This window comes from Pseudomonas sp. 37 R 15 (assembly GCF_900004865.1).
Classification (GTDB): Bacteria; Pseudomonadota; Gammaproteobacteria; order Pseudomonadales; family Pseudomonadaceae; genus Aquipseudomonas; species Aquipseudomonas fluorescens_AM.
Window position 1 is genome coordinate 183882 of record NZ_CVTV01000061.1, and the last position, 16071, is coordinate 199952.

Here is a 16071-nt window from a genome sequence, read left to right on the forward strand (position 1 = left end):
CAGTCAGGCTTACTCCACCGTCACCGACTTCGCCAGGTTGCGCGGTTGGTCAACGTCGGTGCCCTTGAGTACGGCGACGTAGTACGACAGCAACTGCAGCGGGATGGTGTAGAGGATCGGCGACAGGGTGTCATGGATATGCGGCATGTTGATCACGTGAGTGCCTTCACCGTTGGTCATGCCGGCCTTTTCGTCGGCGAACACGATCAGTTGGCCGCCACGGGCGCGCACTTCCTGCAGGTTGGACTTGAGCTTTTCCAGCAGCTCATTGTTCGGCGCCACGGTGACCACGGGCATGTCGTCATCCACCAGGGCCAGTGGGCCGTGTTTCAGTTCGCCGGCCGGGTAGGCTTCGGCGTGGATGTACGAGATTTCCTTGAGTTTCAGCGAACCTTCCATCGCGACCGGGTACTGCGCGCCACGGCCGAGGAACAGGGTGTGGTTCTTGTCGGCAAACAGTTCGGCGACTTTTTCCACGGTGCCGTCCATGGCCAGGGCTTCGCCCAGGCGGGTCGGCAGGCGGCGCAGTTCTTCCACCAGGGTGGCCTCAACGCCTTCGGCGAGGGTGCCGCGCACTTGGCCGAGGGACAAGGTCAGCAGCAACAGGCCGACCAGTTGGGTGGTGAAGGCTTTGGTCGAGGCGACGCCAATTTCGCGACCGGCCTGAGTCAGCAGGGTCAGGTCGGATTCGCGCACCAGTGAGCTGATGCTGACATTGCAGATCGCCAGGCTGCCGAGGAAGCCCAGCTCCTTGGCGTTGCGCAGGGCGGCCAGGGTGTCGGCGGTTTCGCCGGACTGGGAGATGGTCACGAACAGGGTGTCGGGCTGCACCACCACTTTGCGGTAGCGGAACTCGCTGGCAACTTCGACCTGGCACGGGATGCCGGCCAGTTCTTCCAGCCAGTAACGCGCAACCATGCCGGCGTGGTAGCTGGTGCCGCAGGCGACGATTTGCACGTTGCGCACTTTGGCGAACAGCTCGGCGGCTTGTGGGCCGAAGGCGTTGACCAGCACCTGGTTCTGGCTCAGGCGACCTTCGAGGGTGCGCTGCACCACGGAAGGCTGCTCGTGGATTTCCTTGAGCATGAAGTGGCGGAACTCGCCCTTGTCGGCGGCTTCGGCACCGTCACGGTATTGCACGGCTTCGCGCTCGACGGACTGACCGTTGACGTCCCAGATCTGCACGCTTTCACGGCGGATGTCGGCGATATCGCCTTCTTCCAGGTACATGAAGCGGTCGGTCACTTGGCGCAGGGCGAGTTGGTCGGAGGCGAGGAAGTTCTCGCCCAGGCCCAGGCCGATCACCAGTGGGCTGCCACTGCGCGCGGCAACCAGGCGGTCAGGCTGGCTGGCGCTGATCACGGCCAGGCCGTAGGCGCCGTGCAGTTCCTTGACCGTGGCCTTGAGGGCGGTGGTCAGGTCGCTGTGGTCCTTGAGCTTGTGGTTGAGCAGGTGGGCGATGACTTCGGTGTCGGTGTCCGAGGTGAACACGTAGCCGAGGCCCTTGAGTTGTTCGCGCAGCACTTCGTGGTTTTCGATGATGCCGTTGTGCACCACGGCCAGGTCGCCCGAAAAGTGCGGGTGAGCGTTACGCTCGCAAGGTGCGCCGTGAGTCGCCCAGCGGGTGTGGGCAATACCCAGGCGGCCTACCAGTGGCTCGCCGGCCAGGGCCTGGTCCAACTCGCTGACTTTGCCCGGACGACGCATACGCTCCAGCTTGCCGGCGTTGGTGAAGACCGCGACACCGGCGCTGTCATAGCCACGGTATTCCAGGCGCTTGAGGCCTTCGATCAGGATGGCCGTTACGTTACGTTCGGCGACTGCGCCAACAATTCCACACATGGTATTTCTCCTAGATGACTGCCGCGCATATCAGCGTAATGCCGCGGGCTTGGATCTGGTCGCGGGCCTCGAGCGGCAGGCGATCATCGGTGATAAGGGTATGGACACTGCTCCAGGGCAGTTCCAGGTTGGGAATCTTGCGGCCGATCTTGTCGGATTCGACCATCACCACGACTTCACGGGCGACCTCGGCCATGACGCGGCTCAGGCCCAACAATTCGTTGAAGGTGGTGGTACCGCGCTGCAAATCGATACCGTCGGCACCGATGAACAGTTGATCAAAATCGTAGGAACGCAAAACCTGCTCGGCGACCTGACCCTGGAACGAATCCGAATGCGGATCCCAGGTACCGCCGGTCATCAGCAGCACCGGTTCATGCTCCAGCTCGCTCAAGGCGCGGGCCACGTTCAGGGAATTGGTCATGACCACCAGGCCGGGTTGATGGCCCAGTTCGGGAATCATCGCGGCGGTGGTGCTGCCGCTGTCGATGATGATGCGCGCGTGTTCACGCAAGCGCACCACGGCGGCGCGGGCAATCGCACGCTTGTAGGCCGACACCGGCTGGGCCGCGTCGCCCACCAGTTCCTGAGGCATGGTGATTGCACCACCGTAGCGGCGCAGGAGCAGGCCATTACTTTCGAGGGCGGCCAAATCCTTGCGGATGGTCACTTCCGACGTTTCGAAACGCTTGGCCAATTCGTCCACACTCACTTCGCCCTGTTCATTGAGCAAGGTCAGGATGTTGTGGCGACGTTGGGGGGTGTTTCGTTTCGACATGGCAGTGATAAGTTTCGTTTCGAAAGATAACGAAGGCAATCAAAACCTATTGGCGAAAGATCGTCAAGCGGTGGCGATCACTATTTTTGAAATAACACAGGCCAATGTGGGAGGGGGCTTGCTTCCCGATGGCGGTGTATCAGTCAGTCTATGTCCTGGCCGATGCACCGCTATCGGGGGCAAGCCCCCTCCCACATTGGAATTTTGTTGCTTGTCAGACTGGGGTACTCAGGTTTTTTTGATTTTGACCGGGCGTATCCAGCCGTCGATGTTGCGCTGGCGCGCACGCGCTACGGCCAGTTGCGACTTATCCACATCCTGGTTGATGGTTGAGCCCGCTGCGGTGTTGGAACCATCACCGATGGTCACAGGAGCCACCAGCGAATTGTTGGAGCCGATGAATACGTCTTCGCCAATCGTCGTCTGGTACTTGTTGGCGCCGTCGTAGTTGCAGGTGATGGTGCCGGCACCGATATTGGTGCGGGCGCCAATGACAGCATCGCCCAGGTAAGTCAGGTGACCGACCTTGGCACCTTCACCGAGGTGGGCGTTTTTCAGTTCGACAAAGTTACCCACATGGGCCTTGGCCCCCAGCTCGCTACCCGGACGCAACCGCGCAAACGGCCCGGCATCGCTGCCCTCGCCCATCACCGCACCGTCGATATGGCTGTTGGCCTTGACCACCACGCCTTTGCGCAAGGTGCTGTCTTTGATCACGCAGTTCGGACCAATCACCACGTCGTCTTCAATGATCACGCGGCCCTCGAGGATCACGTTGATATCGATCAACACGTCGCGGCCGACCGTCACTTCACCCCGTACATCGAAACGCGCCGGGTCACGCAGGGTGACGCCCTGGGCCATCAGGCGGCGGCCTTCGCGCATCTGGTAGTGGCGCTCCAGCTCCGCCAGCTGCTTGCGGTCGTTGGCGCCCTGCACTTCCATCGGGTCGTGGGGCTGTTCGGTGGCGACCACCAGGCCGTCACTGACCGCCATCTCGATGACGTCAGTGAGGTAGTACTCACCTTGCGCGTTGTTGTTGGACAGACGGCTCATCCAGTCGCCCAGCTTGTCAGCCGGCACGGCGAGAATGCCGGTATTGCCTTCGGTAATGGCGCGCTGGGCTTCGCTGGCGTCCTTGTGCTCGACGATCGCGGCGACCTTACCGTCGGCATTGCGCACAATACGTCCGTAGCCGGTGGGATCGTCCAGCTCAACGGTGAGCAGGCCCATCTGGCCTGGCACCACGTGCTTGAGCAGGCGTTGCAGGGTTTCCACTTCGATCAGCGGCACGTCACCGTATAGAATCAGCACGGTATCAGCGGTAATGAACGGCACGGCCTGCGCAGTGGCGTGGCCAGTGCCCAATTGCTTGTCCTGCAATACGAAATTCAAGTCGTCTGCGGCCAGACGCTCACGTACCACATCGGCACCGTGCCCGATGACCACGTGAATGCGTTGCGGGGCCAACTGCCGGGCGCTGTGGATAACATGACCGAGCATGGAATTGCCTGCGACCGGGTGCAGCACCTTGGGCAGGGCTGAGCGCATGCGGGTGCCCTGGCCTGCGGCGAGAATTACGATTTCAAGAGACATGAATGGCTACCAATCCTGGGCGGTCCGGCTTCAGACCAGAGAAGTGTTTTGCAAAAAAGAAAAAGGGTAGCCGAGGCTACCCTTTTTAATCAATCACGCGTGAAGCGTAACGGCAAAGCCGCTTACTTCTTGCGGATCTGCTGGAGCGTACGCAGCTGCGCTGCAGCTTCGGCCAGACGGACTGCAGCAGCGCTGTAGTCGAAGTCTGCGCCTTTTTCGTTCAGCGCCTTCTCGGCAGCCTTGACGGCTTCCTGAGCGGAGGCTTCATCCAGGTCGCCAGCACGTTGCACAGTATCGGCAAGTACCTTGACCATGTTCGGCTGAACCTCGAGGAAACCACCGGAGATGTAAAACACCTCACGTTCCCCGCCTTGCTTGGTCAGAGTGATCGGACCTGGCTTCAAACTGGTGATCAACGGCGCGTGGCCCATGGCAATACCCAGGTCACCGAGTTCGCCGTGTGCAATCACCATTTCTACCAGACCGGAGAAGATTTCCCCTTCCGCGCTGACGATATCGCAATGGACTGTCATAGCCATCTGATTGCCTCAACCTGATGAGCGCCCGTTTCCGGGCGCCAGGATTACAGTTTCTTGGCTTTCTCGATCGCTTCTTCGATGCCGCCAACCATGTAGAACGCTTGTTCTGGCAGGTGGTCGTAGTCACCGTTGAGGATGCCTTTGAAGCCAGCAATGGTGTCTTTCAGGGAAACGTATTTACCCGAGGCACCGGTGAAGACTTCAGCCACGAAGAACGGCTGCGACAAGAAGCGCTGGATCTTACGAGCACGGTTTACCAACTGCTTGTCGGCTTCCGACAGCTCGTCCATACCCAGGATCGCAATGATGTCCTTCAGTTCCTTGTAACGCTGCAGCACGTACTGAACGCCGCGAGCGGTGTCGTAGTGCTCCTGGCCGATCACGTTCGGGTCCAGCTGGCGCGACGTCGAGTCGAGTGGATCGACCGCTGGGTAGATACCCAGGGAAGCGATGTCACGGGACAGAACGACGGTGGCGTCCAAGTGGGCGAAGGTGGTGGCTGGCGACGGGTCGGTCAAGTCATCCGCAGGTACGTATACCGCCTGGATCGAGGTGATCGAACCTTCCTTGGTCGAAGTGATACGTTCTTGCAGAACGCCCATCTCTTCAGCCAGGGTCGGCTGGTAACCTACTGCCGAAGGCATACGGCCCAGCAGTGCGGATACTTCAGTACCGGCCAGGGTGTAACGGTAGATGTTGTCGACGAACAGCAGAACGTCGTTACCTTCGTCACGGAACTTCTCGGCCATGGTCAGGCCGGTCAGTGCTACGCGCAGACGGTTTCCCGGCGGCTCGTTCATCTGACCGTAAACCAGTGCCACTTTGTCCAGAACGTTGGAGTCCTTCATCTCGTGGTAGAAGTCGTTACCCTCACGGGTACGCTCACCCACACCGGCGAACACGGAATAACCGCTGTGCTCGATGGCGATGTTACGGATCAGTTCCATCATGTTTACGGTCTTGCCTACACCGGCACCACCGAACAGACCGACTTTACCGCCCTTGGCGAACGGGCAAACCAGGTCGATAACCTTGATGCCGGTTTCCAGCAGGTCGTTGCCGCCTGCTTGTTCGGCGAACGAAGGTGCTGCGCGGTGAATGCCCCAGCGCTCTTCGGTGTCGATCGGGCCAGCTTCGTCGATCGGGTTGCCCAGTACGTCCATGATCCGGCCCAGGGTCGCTTTACCGACCGGTACGGAGATGGCTGCGCCAGAGTCGATAACGTCCAGACCGCGCTTCAAGCCTTCGGTGGAACCCATCGCAATGGTACGAACTACGCCGTCGCCCAGCTGCTGCTGAACTTCCAGAGTAGTGTCCGCGCCTTGTACTTTCAGCGCGTTGTAGATGCTCGGTACGCTGTCGCGTGGGAATTCCACGTCGATAACGGCGCCGATGATTTGAACGATACGTCCGCTACTCATAGCTGGATCCTCTGAATATTTGAACCGTTAAACCGCGGCAGCGCCGCCGACGATTTCCGAGATCTCTTGGGTGATCGCAGCCTGACGCGCCTTGTTGTAGATCAGCTGCAAATCGCTGATCAGATCACCGGCGTTATCGGTAGCGTTTTTCATCGCGATCATCCGCGCCGCTTGTTCAGCTGCGTTGTTCTCGACCACCGCCTGGTACACCTGCGACTCCACGTAGCGCACCATCAAGCCGTCAAGCAGCTCTTTGGCGTCTGGTTCGTAGAGGTAGTCCCAGTGGTGCTTGAGTTCCTGATCCGGAGTTGCCACCAGTGGAATCAATTGCTCCACGGTTGGCTGCTGGGTCATGGTGTTGATGAACTTGTTGGATACCACGGACAGGCGGTCAATCCGGCCTTCCAGATACGCATCCAGCATCACCTTCACACTGCCGATCAAATCATTGATCGACGGCTCTTCACCCAGGTGGCTGATAGCTGCAACGACGTTACCGCCGAAGTTACGGAAAAAGGCCGCACCCTTGCTACCCACAACACACAGATCGATCTCGACGCCGTTTTCGCGGTTTACCGCCATGTCCTTGACCAGGGCCTTGAACAGGTTGGTATTCAGGCCACCGCACAAACCACGGTCACTGCTCACTACCACATAACCCACACGCTTGACGGCGCGCTCGATCATGAACGGGTGGCGGTATTCCGGGTTGGCGTTGGCCAGATGCCCAATTACCTGGCGGATACGCTCCGCATAAGGACGGCTAGCAGCCATGCGCATTTGTGCCTTGCGCATTTTGCTGACCGCCACTTTTTCCATGGCGCTGGTAATCTTTTGCGTGCTTTTGATGCTCGCAATCTTACTGCGAATCTCTTTTGCGCCTGCCATGTAACACCTATCAGGTTAGCAAGCGGGAGCCTTGCGGCTCCCGCTGCGGCTTACCAGGTTTGGGTGGCCTTGAACTTCTCGATACCGGCTTTCATGCCAGCGTCGATATCGTCATTGAAGTCACCCTTCACGTTGATCTTCGCCATCAATTCGGCGTGATCGCGGTTGAAGTAAGCAATCAGCGCTTGTTCAAAGCTGCCGACCTTGGTGATTTCAACGTCGGTCAGGAACCCACGCTCAGCGGCATACAGCGACAACGCCATGTCAGCGATCGACATTGGGGCGTATTGCTTCTGCTTCATCAGCTCGGTAACGCGCTGACCATGCTCAAGTTGCTTACGGGTCGCTTCGTCCAGGTCAGAAGCGAACTGGGCGAATGCCGCCAGTTCACGGTACTGAGCCAGAGCGGTACGGATACCACCGGAGAGCTTCTTGATGATCTTGGTCTGAGCGGCACCACCCACACGGGATACCGAAACACCGGCGTTCACTGCAGGGCGGATGCCTGAGTTGAACATGGCCGACTCCAGGAAGATCTGACCGTCGGTGATGGAAATCACGTTGGTCGGAACGAACGCGGAAACGTCGCCAGCCTGGGTTTCGATGATCGGCAATGCGGTCAGGGAACCGGTTTTGCCGGTCACTGCGCCGTTGGTGAACTTCTCTACGTACTCTTCCGAAACGCGGGATGCGCGCTCCAGCAGACGGGAGTGGAGATAGAACACGTCGCCTGGGTAGGCTTCACGGCCTGGTGGACGGCGCAGCAGCAGGGAAATCTGGCGGTAAGCCACTGCTTGCTTGGACAGATCGTCATAAACGATCAGCGCGTCTTCACCGCGGTCGCGGAAGAATTCACCCATGGTGCAACCGGAGTACGGTGCCAGGAATTGCAGCGCAGGAGATTCCGAAGCACTGGCAGCCACAATGATCGTGTTGGCCAGGGCGCCGTTTTCTTCCAGCTTGCGAACCACGTTGGCGATGGTCGATTGCTTCTGACCAATGGCTACGTAGACGCAGAAAATGCCGCTGTTCTTCTGGTTGATGATCGCGTCGATGGCCAGAGCGGTTTTACCGATCTGACGGTCACCGATGATCAGCTCACGCTGGCCACGGCCGACTGGGATCATCGCATCGACAGCCTTGTAGCCAGTCTGTACAGGCTGGTCTACCGACTTACGCCAGATCACGCCTGGAGCAACTTTCTCGACCGCGTCGGTCTCGGTGTTGCCCAGTGGACCTTTACCGTCAACAGGGTTACCCAGTGCGTCGACTACGCGACCCAGCAGTTCCTTACCAACCGGAACTTCCAGGATGCGGCCTGTGCACTTGGCGCTCATGCCTTCGGCCAGACTGGTGTATGCGCCCAATACAACGGCACCTACGGAGTCTTGCTCCAGGTTGAGGGCCATACCGTAGACGCCGCCCGGAAACTCGATCATCTCGCCGTACATAACGTCGGCCAGACCGTGAATCCGCACGATGCCGTCAGATACGCTGACGACAGTGCCTTCGTTACGGGCTTGGGAGGTCACATCGAGCTTGTCGATGCGGCCCTTGATAATTTCACTTATTTCGGAAGGATTGAGTTGCTGCATTGCTCTGCTGCCCCTTCAAACTCAAGATTTCAATGCTTCGGCAAGTTTCGCGATTTTTCCGCGAATCGAGCCATCGATAACCAGGTCGCCGGCACGGATAACGACACCACCAATCAGGGATGCGTCCTCCGAAGCTTGCAGGCGCACTTCCCGATTGAGTCGTGCACTGAGAACCTTGGCGAGTTTGTCTTGCTGTTCTTGGTTCAATGCAAAAGCACTGGTCACTTCAACGTCTACCGATTTCTCTGCTTCGGCCTTGTACAGGTCGAACAGAGCGGCAATCTCCGGCAACAGCGGGAGACGGTCGTTTTCGGCAATGACGTGAATGAAGTTCTGCACTTTCACATCAAACTTGTCGCCGCACACTTCAATAAAAGTGGCGGCCTTGTCTGCGCTCGTCAGGCGCGGGGCCTTGAGCACGCGCTGCATGGTGTCGTCTTGCGACACTGCTGCAGCCAGGCCGAGCATGGCTGACCAAGAGGCCAGTTGCTGGTGGGCCTGGGCGTGCTCGAAGGCTGCCTTAGCGTAAGGTCGGGCCAACGTGGTCAGTTCTGCCATGATCGCCCTCGCTTAAATTTCAGCAGCCAGTTTGTTAACCAGCTCCGCGTGCGCGTTTTGATCGATTGTGGCACCGAGGATCTTCTCGGCACCGCCGACCGCCAGAGCACCCAGTTGGGCACGCAGCGCGTCTTTGACACCGTTCAGTTCCTGTTCGATCTCGGCATGAGCCGAAGCCTTCACACGGTCAGCTTCGACGCGGGCTTTTTCAACAGCCTCTTCGACGATCTGGTTACCGCGTTTCTTGGCTTGCTCAATGATCTCGGCTGCCTGTGCTTTAGCTTCGCGCAGTTGCTGACCCACTTTCTCGTGGGCCAACTCCAGGTCGCGAGCTGCACGGCTGGCAGCGTCCAAACCATCCGCGATCTTCTTCTGACGTTCGTGCAAAGCCGCGATGACCGGAGGCCACACGAACTTCATGCAAAACACTACAAAAATGAAGAACGCAACGGATTGGCCAATCAGGGTTGCATTAATGTTCACGCCAACACCTCGCTCATTCGTTGTCCATCACCCCAATCACTCGAAAAGTCGAGTGATTAGCCAGCGAGTTGACCAACGAAGGGGTTCGCGAAGGTGAAGAACAGTGCGATACCAACGCCGATCATGGTCACGGCGTCGAGCAGGCCGGCAACGATGAACATTTTAACTTGCAGCATTGGCACCATTTCTGGCTGACGCGCTGCGCCTTCCAGGAATTTGCCGCCCAGCAGGCCGAAACCAATGGCAGTACCCAGGGCGCCCAGGCCGATCAACAGTGCAACAGCGATAGCGGTTAGACCAACTACAGTTTCCATCTTTCCTCCCGACTTTTACGTCGTATGGTTTAGGTTTTTTAGATTTTAAAGCGGTAAAACAAATCGTTTCATAGCCCTGGAGGGCCACCTTCCCGTTTGACCGGGAAGGACATCAGACTAGTCGAGACTGGTCTTAATGGTTCTCTTCGTGCGCCATCGACAGGTAGACGATGGTCAGCATCATGAAGATGAAGGCCTGCAGGGTGATGATCAGGATGTGGAACACAGCCCACGCCCACTGCAGAACGATGCCCAGGCCGCTAAGCCAGAGCAGACCGCTGCCGAACATCACAGCGATCAGAATGAACACCAGCTCGCCGGCATACATGTTGCCGAACAGTCGCAAGGCCAGGGAAATCGGCTTGGCGACCAGGGTCACGAATTCCAGCAGGAAGTTCACCGGGATCAGCAGGGCTTGAACGAAAATGTTCTTGCTGCCGAACGGGTGCAGGGTCAGTTCGCCGATGAAACCGCCGATGCCCTTGACCTTGATGCTGTAGAAAATGATCAACGCGAACACCGACAGGGCCATGCCCAGGGTCGCGTTCGGGTCAGTGGTCGATACGGCACGGAATGGAATGTGCGCATCGCCGGAGATCAGGATGGCCAACTGAGGAATCCAGTCCACCGGGATCAGGTCGACGGCGTTCATCAGGAACACCCAGACGAAGATGGTCAGTGCCAGCGGTGCAATCACCGGGCTGCGGCCATGGAAGCTGTCTTTCACGCTGCCATCGACGAATTCGACCAATACTTCAACGAAGTTCTGCAAAGCACCTGGCTGACCGGAAGTCGCCTTTTTTGCCGCCATGCGGAAAATCAGGACGAAGATCAGACCCAATGCGACCGACCAGCCCAGAGTATCCAGGTGGAAGGCCCAGAAACCCATTTCCTTGGCTTCTGCTGCGGTGTGGGCAAAGCCCCAGCCGCCGTTGGGAAGCTGACCGAAGGTCAGGTTCTGCAAGTGGTGCTGGATATAGCCCGAAGCGGTTGTTTCTGCCATGGTTGCCTCAAACGCCCTAAGGTTTCGAAAGTCTTGTTTTCATTAGCAGGGGAGCGAACCAGCTGACCAATTGGGTCAACACGAAGACGCCGAATACAGCCAGCGGCGCCAATGGCTTCACACCTGCAAAGGTCAGTGCGAACAGCACTGCCGTCAAAATCAGTTTCCCCGCCTCGCCGGCATAAAAAGACCGGACGATGGCCTGGGCTGCTCGGGCGCCGGAAAACCGAAAGGCCCTGTGAGCAAAATACATATTGGGCAGCAAGGCTATCAGGCCTCCGCAGAGCCCTGAATATCCGGCTACGACGCCATGCCAGTACCAAAGCGCCAATGCAGCGATCAGCAAAACGACAAGTTGCGCCAATAAAACCGGAAAAACAGCCAAGCGATGGAACGGCAACGTGTTTGGCGTGCGGGTTTCCATCACGCTTGCTCCTCAATGGTCGGCTGCCGGAAATCAATAACTTGGCATACTTTGTGCCGACAAAATGCGCGCAGAGTATAGGGGCGGTTCAGCCCCTATTCAACTGCCGGGTAGTGATTTCCGATCACGCGCTACATGAGCAAATGTTTCTGCGAATGTTTCAACGGATGTGGGAAAGGACGCCTTGAAGCTCATCAAGGGAGTTATATCCGATAACCAATTGCCCTTTGCCTTTCTTGCCGTGGCGAATTTGCACCGCAGAGCCTAGGCGCTCGGCGAGGCGCTGCTCAAGGCGCGCGATATCCGGATCAGGTTTGACGGTTTCGACCGGTGCAGGTTTGCCACTCAACCATTGGCGAACCAAGGCTTCCGTCTGACGAACGGTGAGCCCGCGTGCGACAACGTGTCGCGCCCCTTCAACCTGTTGATTTTCCGGCAAACCGAGCAAAGCACGGGCGTGTCCCATTTCCAGGTCACCGTGCGACAACATGGTCTTGATGACTTCCGGCAGCGCGATCAAGCGCAGCAAGTTGGACACGGTGACGCGGGATTTGCCCACCGCCTCGGCCACTTGTTGCTGAGTCAGCTGGAATTCCTGCTGCAAACGCTGCAAGGCGATCGCTTCTTCGATCGGGTTGAGGTCTTCACGCTGGATGTTCTCGATCAACGCCATGGCGATGGCGGTTTCATCCGGCACATCGCGCACCATCGCCGGGATGGTTTCCTTGCCGGCCTGTTGGCTGGCGCGCCAGCGACGCTCACCGGCAATGATTTCAAAGCGGCCACTGCCAATCGGGCGCACCACGATCGGTTGCATCACGCCCTGGGCCTTGATCGAGTTGGCCAGCTCTTCCAGAGCCTGCGGGTCCATGTCGCGACGTGGCTGGTATTTACCGCGCTGGATCAGGTCCAGCGGCAAGTGCTGCAGCTCACGCTCGTCGGCCTGCACCGCTTGTTCTTCCAGCGAAGTGACGGTCGGACCACTCAGGAGTGCATCCAGTCCACGTCCGAGACCTCGTTTTTTGACGGCCATGGGGATTCCTTAAGTTGGCTGGGCTGCAGCGGTGCGTGAATTGCGACGTTGGCGACGCACCATCTCACCGGCCAGCGCCAGGTAGGCAATGGCGCCACGGGATGATTTGTCGTAGGCCAGCGCCGGCATGCCATAGCTTGGCGCCTCGGCCAGGCGAATGTTGCGTGGAATCACTGTGTCGTAGAGCTGGTCGCCGAAATGCTCCTTGAGCTGCGCCGAGACATCGTTCATCAGGCTCAGGCGCGGGTCATACATGGTCCGCAGCAGGCCTTCGACTTTCAGGTTCGGGTTGAGCAATTCGGCAATACGCTTGATGTTATCCACAAGGTCGCTCAAGCCTTCGAGTGCGAAATACTCGCACTGCATGGGGATAATCACCCCATCGGCGGCAACCAGAGCGTTGAGCGTGAGCATCGACAGCGACGGCGGGCAGTCGATCAGGATGTAGTCGTAATTCTCGCGGATAGGCGCCAGGGCGCTGCGCAGACGGCTTTCCTTCATCTGCATTTCCAGCAGTACCACTTCCGCCGCAGTCAGATCGCGGTTGGCCGGCAGCAATTGATAACCGCCGTGCTCGGAGTAGTGCATGGCCTGGCCCAGGTCACACTCGCCGATCAGCAAGTCGTAGACCGAGTTTTCCAGGCCGTGTTTATCCACACCGCTACCCATGGTGGCGTTGCCCTGTGGATCGAGATCGATCAACAGCACCCGGCGCTTGGTCGCGACCAGGGATGCTGCGAGGTTGATGCAGGTGGTGGTTTTACCCACGCCACCTTTCTGGTTCGCTATCGCGAATACCTTAGCCATTCTTGCTTGTGTTCCCAATCATGCCGTGCGGCGCAGTATCAGCAGATGGCGTTGGCCTTGGCAACCGGGTACGGCCAAGGCGTGTTCGCTATCGAGGTGGAAGTCTGCCGGCAATGCTAACAGCTCGTCGCTTGGATGGACGCCCTTCATTGCCAGCCAGCGGGTGTCGTGGTCGCCCAGGTGGCGAGTCCAGTTGCTGAAGTTCTCCATGCTGCTGAACGCCCGGGAAACAATTCCGTTGAAGGGCTGCTCAGGCGTAAAGGCTTCGACGCGACTGTGGACAACTTGCAGGTTGTCCAGCTTGAGTTCGAGTTTGACCTGGGTCAGGAAGCGGGTTTTTTTGCCGTTGCTGTCCAGACAGGTCACTTGCGACTCGGGAAACAGGATGGCCAGTGGAATGCCAGGCATGCCGCCGCCGCTGCCGACGTCCAACCAGCGACCGTTTTCGATAAATGGCATTACGCTCAAGCTGTCGAGCAGATGGCGCGACACCATTTCGTCCGGATCGCGCACTGCGGTCAGGTTGTAGGCCTTGTTCCATTTGATCAACAGGGCCAGGTAGCCCATCAGCAAAGCGTGCTGGGCTTCAGTCAGGTCGACGCCCAACTGGCGCGCACCTGTGGATAACTCTTCGGCGTGTTGCGTGGTGACCAACGAACTCAAGCGCTTTGCTCCAACTGACGGCCCGCGCCGCGTTTTTTCAAATGAATCATCAACAGCGAAATAGCTGCCGGAGTGACGCCAGGTATACGCGAAGCCTGCCCGAGGGTTTCCGGCCGAGTTATCCCCAGCTTGCTTTGGATTTCCTTCGACAGTCCGGAAATCCCTGTGTAATCGATATCCACAGGCAGCTTGGTGTTTTCACTGGCGCGCAGGCGAGCGATCTCGTCCTGCTGGCGATCAATGTAACCGGCGTATTTGGTCTTGATTTCCACCTGTTCCGCAACCTGTGGATCTTGCGCGCCGCCGCCGGTCACTTCGACCAGGCCAGCGTAATCAATCTCTGGACGGGACAGCAGGTTCAGCAAGTTGTACTCGTGGGTCAGCGGCGTGCCGAATTTTTCGGCGATCGCATCACCCTGTTCAGTGCCCGGACGAACCCAGGTGCTTTTCAGGCGCTGCTCTTCGAGCGTGATGCTCTCGCGTTTTTTGCAAAAGGCCGCCCAGCGCGCGTCATCGACCAGACCCAACTCGCGACCTTTTTCGGTCAAGCGCAGATCGGCGTTGTCTTCGCGCAGGATCAGGCGATATTCGGCCCTGGACGTGAACATCCGGTACGGTTCCTGGGTGCCCAGGGTAATCAGGTCGTCGACCAACACGCCGATATACGCTTCATCGCGACGCGGGCACCAGCTGTCTTTGCCCTGGGCACGCAGTGCAGCGTTGGTACCGGCCAGCAAACCCTGGGCGCCGGCTTCTTCGTAACCGGTGGTGCCGTTGATTTGCCCGGCGAAGAACAAACCGCCGATCACCTTGGTTTCCAGGCTGTATTTCAGGTCACGTGGATCGAAATAGTCGTACTCGATGGCGTAGCCAGGGCGGACGATATGGGCATTTTCCATCCCGCGAATCGATTGCACGATCTGGATTTGCACGTCGAACGGCAGGGAAGTGGAAATCCCGTTCGGGTACAGCTCGTGGGTCGTCAAGCCTTCGGGCTCGATAAAGACCTGGTGGCTTTCCTTGTCGGCAAAGCGATGGATCTTGTCTTCAATCGAGGGGCAATAACGCGGGCCGATACCTTCGATCACCCCGGAATACATCGGCGAACGGTCGAGGTTCGCGGCAATGATTTCGTGGGTACGGGCGTTGGTATGGGTGATCCAGCAGCTTACCTGTCTGGGGTGCTGTTCCTTGGAACCCATGAACGACATGACCGGAATCGGGGTATCGCCGGCCTGTTCGGTCATCACCGAAAAATCTACAGAACGTCCGTCGATACGCGGCGGAGTCCCGGTTTTCAAGCGGCCCACACGCAGCGGCAATTCACGCAGACGGTGTGCCAGGGCAATCGACGGCGGATCACCGGCGCGACCACCGGAATAATTCTGCATGCCGATGTGGATAAGTCCGCCAAGGAAGGTCCCGGTAGTCAACACCACGGATTCTGCAAAGAAGCGCAGACCCATTTGCGTGACAACGCCGCGTACCTGGTCCTGCTCGACGATCAGGTCGTCTGCGGCCTGTTGAAATATCCACAGGTTTGGCTGGTTTTCCAGGGTTTCACGTACGGCGGCCTTGTACAAAATACGGTCGGCTTGTGCACGAGTGGCCCGTACGGCCGGGCCTTTGCGGCTGTTGAGCACGCGAAATTGGATACCACCCTTGTCGGTGGCCATGGCCATCACGCCGCCAAGGGCATCGATTTCCTTGACCAGGTGGCTTTTGCCGATGCCACCAATGGCGGGGTTGCAACTCATGGCGCCGAGGGTTTCCACGTTATGCGTCAGCAACAGGGTTTTTACGCCCATGCGTGCTGACGCCAGTGCTGCCTCGGTACCGGCATGACCGCCGCCGATGACGATCACTTCAAAACGGGAAGGGAAATCCACCACGCACCTCGTGCCTGCTTATGTAGGTAATCAGGAATTGTTGGTTGAAAGAGTTTTGCAGCTTATGGCGGCAAGTATAGGGACTTCGCCCTTCCTAAAGAACCCTTTGCACAAAATTTAACCAGCTGTGGATGGATCGCGGACAATAGAAATTAAAAGAGAGAAATTTATTAAATCTTTGTTTTTATGTTTATTTCTACTGGGTACCTTTTCTGTGGATAGATTTATGCAGGCCTTT

16 protein-coding genes are annotated in these 16071 nt (G+C 58.2%); all 16 read right to left on the bottom strand.

Features of this window, described 5'->3' with window-relative positions:
* Positions 1-9 precede the first annotated feature (9 nt).
* Positions 10-1842: a glutamine--fructose-6-phosphate transaminase (isomerizing) gene (glmS, locus tag BFQ04_RS26570; RefSeq protein ID WP_057011543.1), complete on the bottom strand. Its 1833-nt coding sequence runs from the start codon at positions 1840-1842 to the stop codon at positions 10-12.
* A gap of 10 nt (positions 1843-1852) precedes the next feature.
* Positions 1853-2620 (bottom strand): DeoR/GlpR family DNA-binding transcription regulator, encoded by a 768-nt coding sequence (locus BFQ04_RS26575; protein WP_065886690.1) that lies wholly within the window; start codon positions 2618-2620, stop codon positions 1853-1855.
* Positions 2621-2848: 228 nt separating this feature from the next.
* Positions 2849-4216: a bifunctional UDP-N-acetylglucosamine diphosphorylase/glucosamine-1-phosphate N-acetyltransferase GlmU gene (gene glmU / locus BFQ04_RS26580; RefSeq protein WP_065953330.1), complete on the bottom strand. Its 1368-nt coding sequence runs from the start codon at positions 4214-4216 to the stop codon at positions 2849-2851.
* Positions 4217-4338: 122 nt separating this feature from the next.
* On the bottom strand, positions 4339-4755 hold the full coding sequence (locus BFQ04_RS26585) for a F0F1 ATP synthase subunit epsilon (RefSeq protein ID WP_032885166.1): 417 nt from the start codon (positions 4753-4755) through the stop codon (positions 4339-4341).
* A gap of 44 nt (positions 4756-4799) precedes the next feature.
* Complete coding sequence (gene atpD / locus BFQ04_RS26590; RefSeq protein WP_065953331.1) at positions 4800-6176, bottom strand: F0F1 ATP synthase subunit beta; 1377 nt, start codon at positions 6174-6176, stop codon at positions 4800-4802.
* A 27-nt stretch (positions 6177-6203) separates the two neighbouring features.
* Positions 6204-7064, bottom strand: coding sequence for a F0F1 ATP synthase subunit gamma (atpG, locus tag BFQ04_RS26595; RefSeq protein ID WP_003195829.1), 861 nt, complete (start codon positions 7062-7064; stop codon positions 6204-6206).
* Between the two features lie 50 nt (positions 7065-7114).
* A complete protein-coding gene (gene atpA, locus BFQ04_RS26600) occupies positions 7115-8659 on the bottom strand; it encodes a F0F1 ATP synthase subunit alpha (protein WP_065953332.1) in 1545 nt (514 codons plus the stop codon).
* A gap of 21 nt (positions 8660-8680) precedes the next feature.
* On the bottom strand, positions 8681-9217 hold the full coding sequence (locus tag BFQ04_RS26605; protein ID WP_003195833.1) for a F0F1 ATP synthase subunit delta: 537 nt from the start codon (positions 9215-9217) through the stop codon (positions 8681-8683).
* 12 nt (positions 9218-9229) lie between these two features.
* Complete coding sequence (locus BFQ04_RS26610; protein ID WP_003195835.1) at positions 9230-9700, bottom strand: F0F1 ATP synthase subunit B; 471 nt, start codon at positions 9698-9700, stop codon at positions 9230-9232.
* A 56-nt stretch (positions 9701-9756) separates the two neighbouring features.
* Complete coding sequence (gene atpE / locus BFQ04_RS26615; RefSeq protein ID WP_002555987.1) at positions 9757-10014, bottom strand: F0F1 ATP synthase subunit C; 258 nt, start codon at positions 10012-10014, stop codon at positions 9757-9759.
* A 133-nt stretch (positions 10015-10147) separates the two neighbouring features.
* Entirely contained in the window at positions 10148-11017 is an 870-nt protein-coding gene (gene atpB / locus BFQ04_RS26620; protein WP_057725770.1) for a F0F1 ATP synthase subunit A, read from the bottom strand.
* A 16-nt stretch (positions 11018-11033) separates the two neighbouring features.
* On the bottom strand, positions 11034-11441 hold the full coding sequence (locus BFQ04_RS26625) for a F0F1 ATP synthase subunit I (protein ID WP_065886693.1): 408 nt from the start codon (positions 11439-11441) through the stop codon (positions 11034-11036).
* A gap of 160 nt (positions 11442-11601) precedes the next feature.
* Complete coding sequence (locus BFQ04_RS26630; RefSeq protein WP_065953333.1) at positions 11602-12474, bottom strand: ParB/RepB/Spo0J family partition protein; 873 nt, start codon at positions 12472-12474, stop codon at positions 11602-11604.
* Between the two features lie 9 nt (positions 12475-12483).
* Positions 12484-13281, bottom strand: coding sequence for a ParA family protein (locus tag BFQ04_RS26635; RefSeq protein ID WP_057725767.1), 798 nt, complete (start codon positions 13279-13281; stop codon positions 12484-12486).
* Between the two features lie 18 nt (positions 13282-13299).
* On the bottom strand, positions 13300-13944 hold the full coding sequence (gene rsmG / locus BFQ04_RS26640; protein WP_065953334.1) for a 16S rRNA (guanine(527)-N(7))-methyltransferase RsmG: 645 nt from the start codon (positions 13942-13944) through the stop codon (positions 13300-13302).
* Entirely contained in the window at positions 13941-15833 is a 1893-nt protein-coding gene (mnmG, locus tag BFQ04_RS26645) for a tRNA uridine-5-carboxymethylaminomethyl(34) synthesis enzyme MnmG (RefSeq protein WP_065953432.1), read from the bottom strand. Before mnmG ends, rsmG begins: the two co-directional genes overlap by 4 nt.
* Between the last annotated feature and the right edge of the window lie 238 nt (positions 15834-16071).

Excerpts from the sequence above, each read along its gene's own strand:
- glmS (WP_057011543.1), bottom strand. The coding sequence starts at position 1,842 with ATGTGTGGAATTGTTGGCGCAGTCGCCGAACGTAACGTAACGGCCATC.
- atpD (WP_065953331.1), bottom strand. The coding sequence starts at position 6,176 with ATGAGTAGCGGACGTATCGTTCAAATCATCGGCGCCGTTATCGACGTG.
- atpA (WP_065953332.1), bottom strand. The coding sequence starts at position 8,659 with ATGCAGCAACTCAATCCTTCCGAAATAAGTGAAATTATCAAGGGCCGC.
- BFQ04_RS26585 (WP_032885166.1), bottom strand. The coding sequence starts at position 4,755 with ATGGCTATGACAGTCCATTGCGATATCGTCAGCGCGGAAGGGGAAATC.
- glmU (WP_065953330.1), bottom strand. The coding sequence starts at position 4,216 with ATGTCTCTTGAAATCGTAATTCTCGCCGCAGGCCAGGGCACCCGCATG.
- atpG (WP_003195829.1), bottom strand. The coding sequence starts at position 7,064 with ATGGCAGGCGCAAAAGAGATTCGCAGTAAGATTGCGAGCATCAAAAGC.
- BFQ04_RS26635 (WP_057725767.1), bottom strand. The coding sequence starts at position 13,281 with ATGGCTAAGGTATTCGCGATAGCGAACCAGAAAGGTGGCGTGGGTAAA.
- BFQ04_RS26575 (WP_065886690.1), bottom strand. The coding sequence starts at position 2,620 with ATGTCGAAACGAAACACCCCCCAACGTCGCCACAACATCCTGACCTTG.
- atpB (WP_057725770.1), bottom strand. The coding sequence starts at position 11,017 with ATGGCAGAAACAACCGCTTCGGGCTATATCCAGCACCACTTGCAGAAC.
- BFQ04_RS26605 (WP_003195833.1), bottom strand. The coding sequence starts at position 9,217 with ATGGCAGAACTGACCACGTTGGCCCGACCTTACGCTAAGGCAGCCTTC.
- BFQ04_RS26630 (WP_065953333.1), bottom strand. The coding sequence starts at position 12,474 with ATGGCCGTCAAAAAACGAGGTCTCGGACGTGGACTGGATGCACTCCTG.
- atpE (WP_002555987.1), bottom strand. The coding sequence starts at position 10,014 with ATGGAAACTGTAGTTGGTCTAACCGCTATCGCTGTTGCACTGTTGATC.
- BFQ04_RS26625 (WP_065886693.1), bottom strand. The coding sequence starts at position 11,441 with ATGGAAACCCGCACGCCAAACACGTTGCCGTTCCATCGCTTGGCTGTT.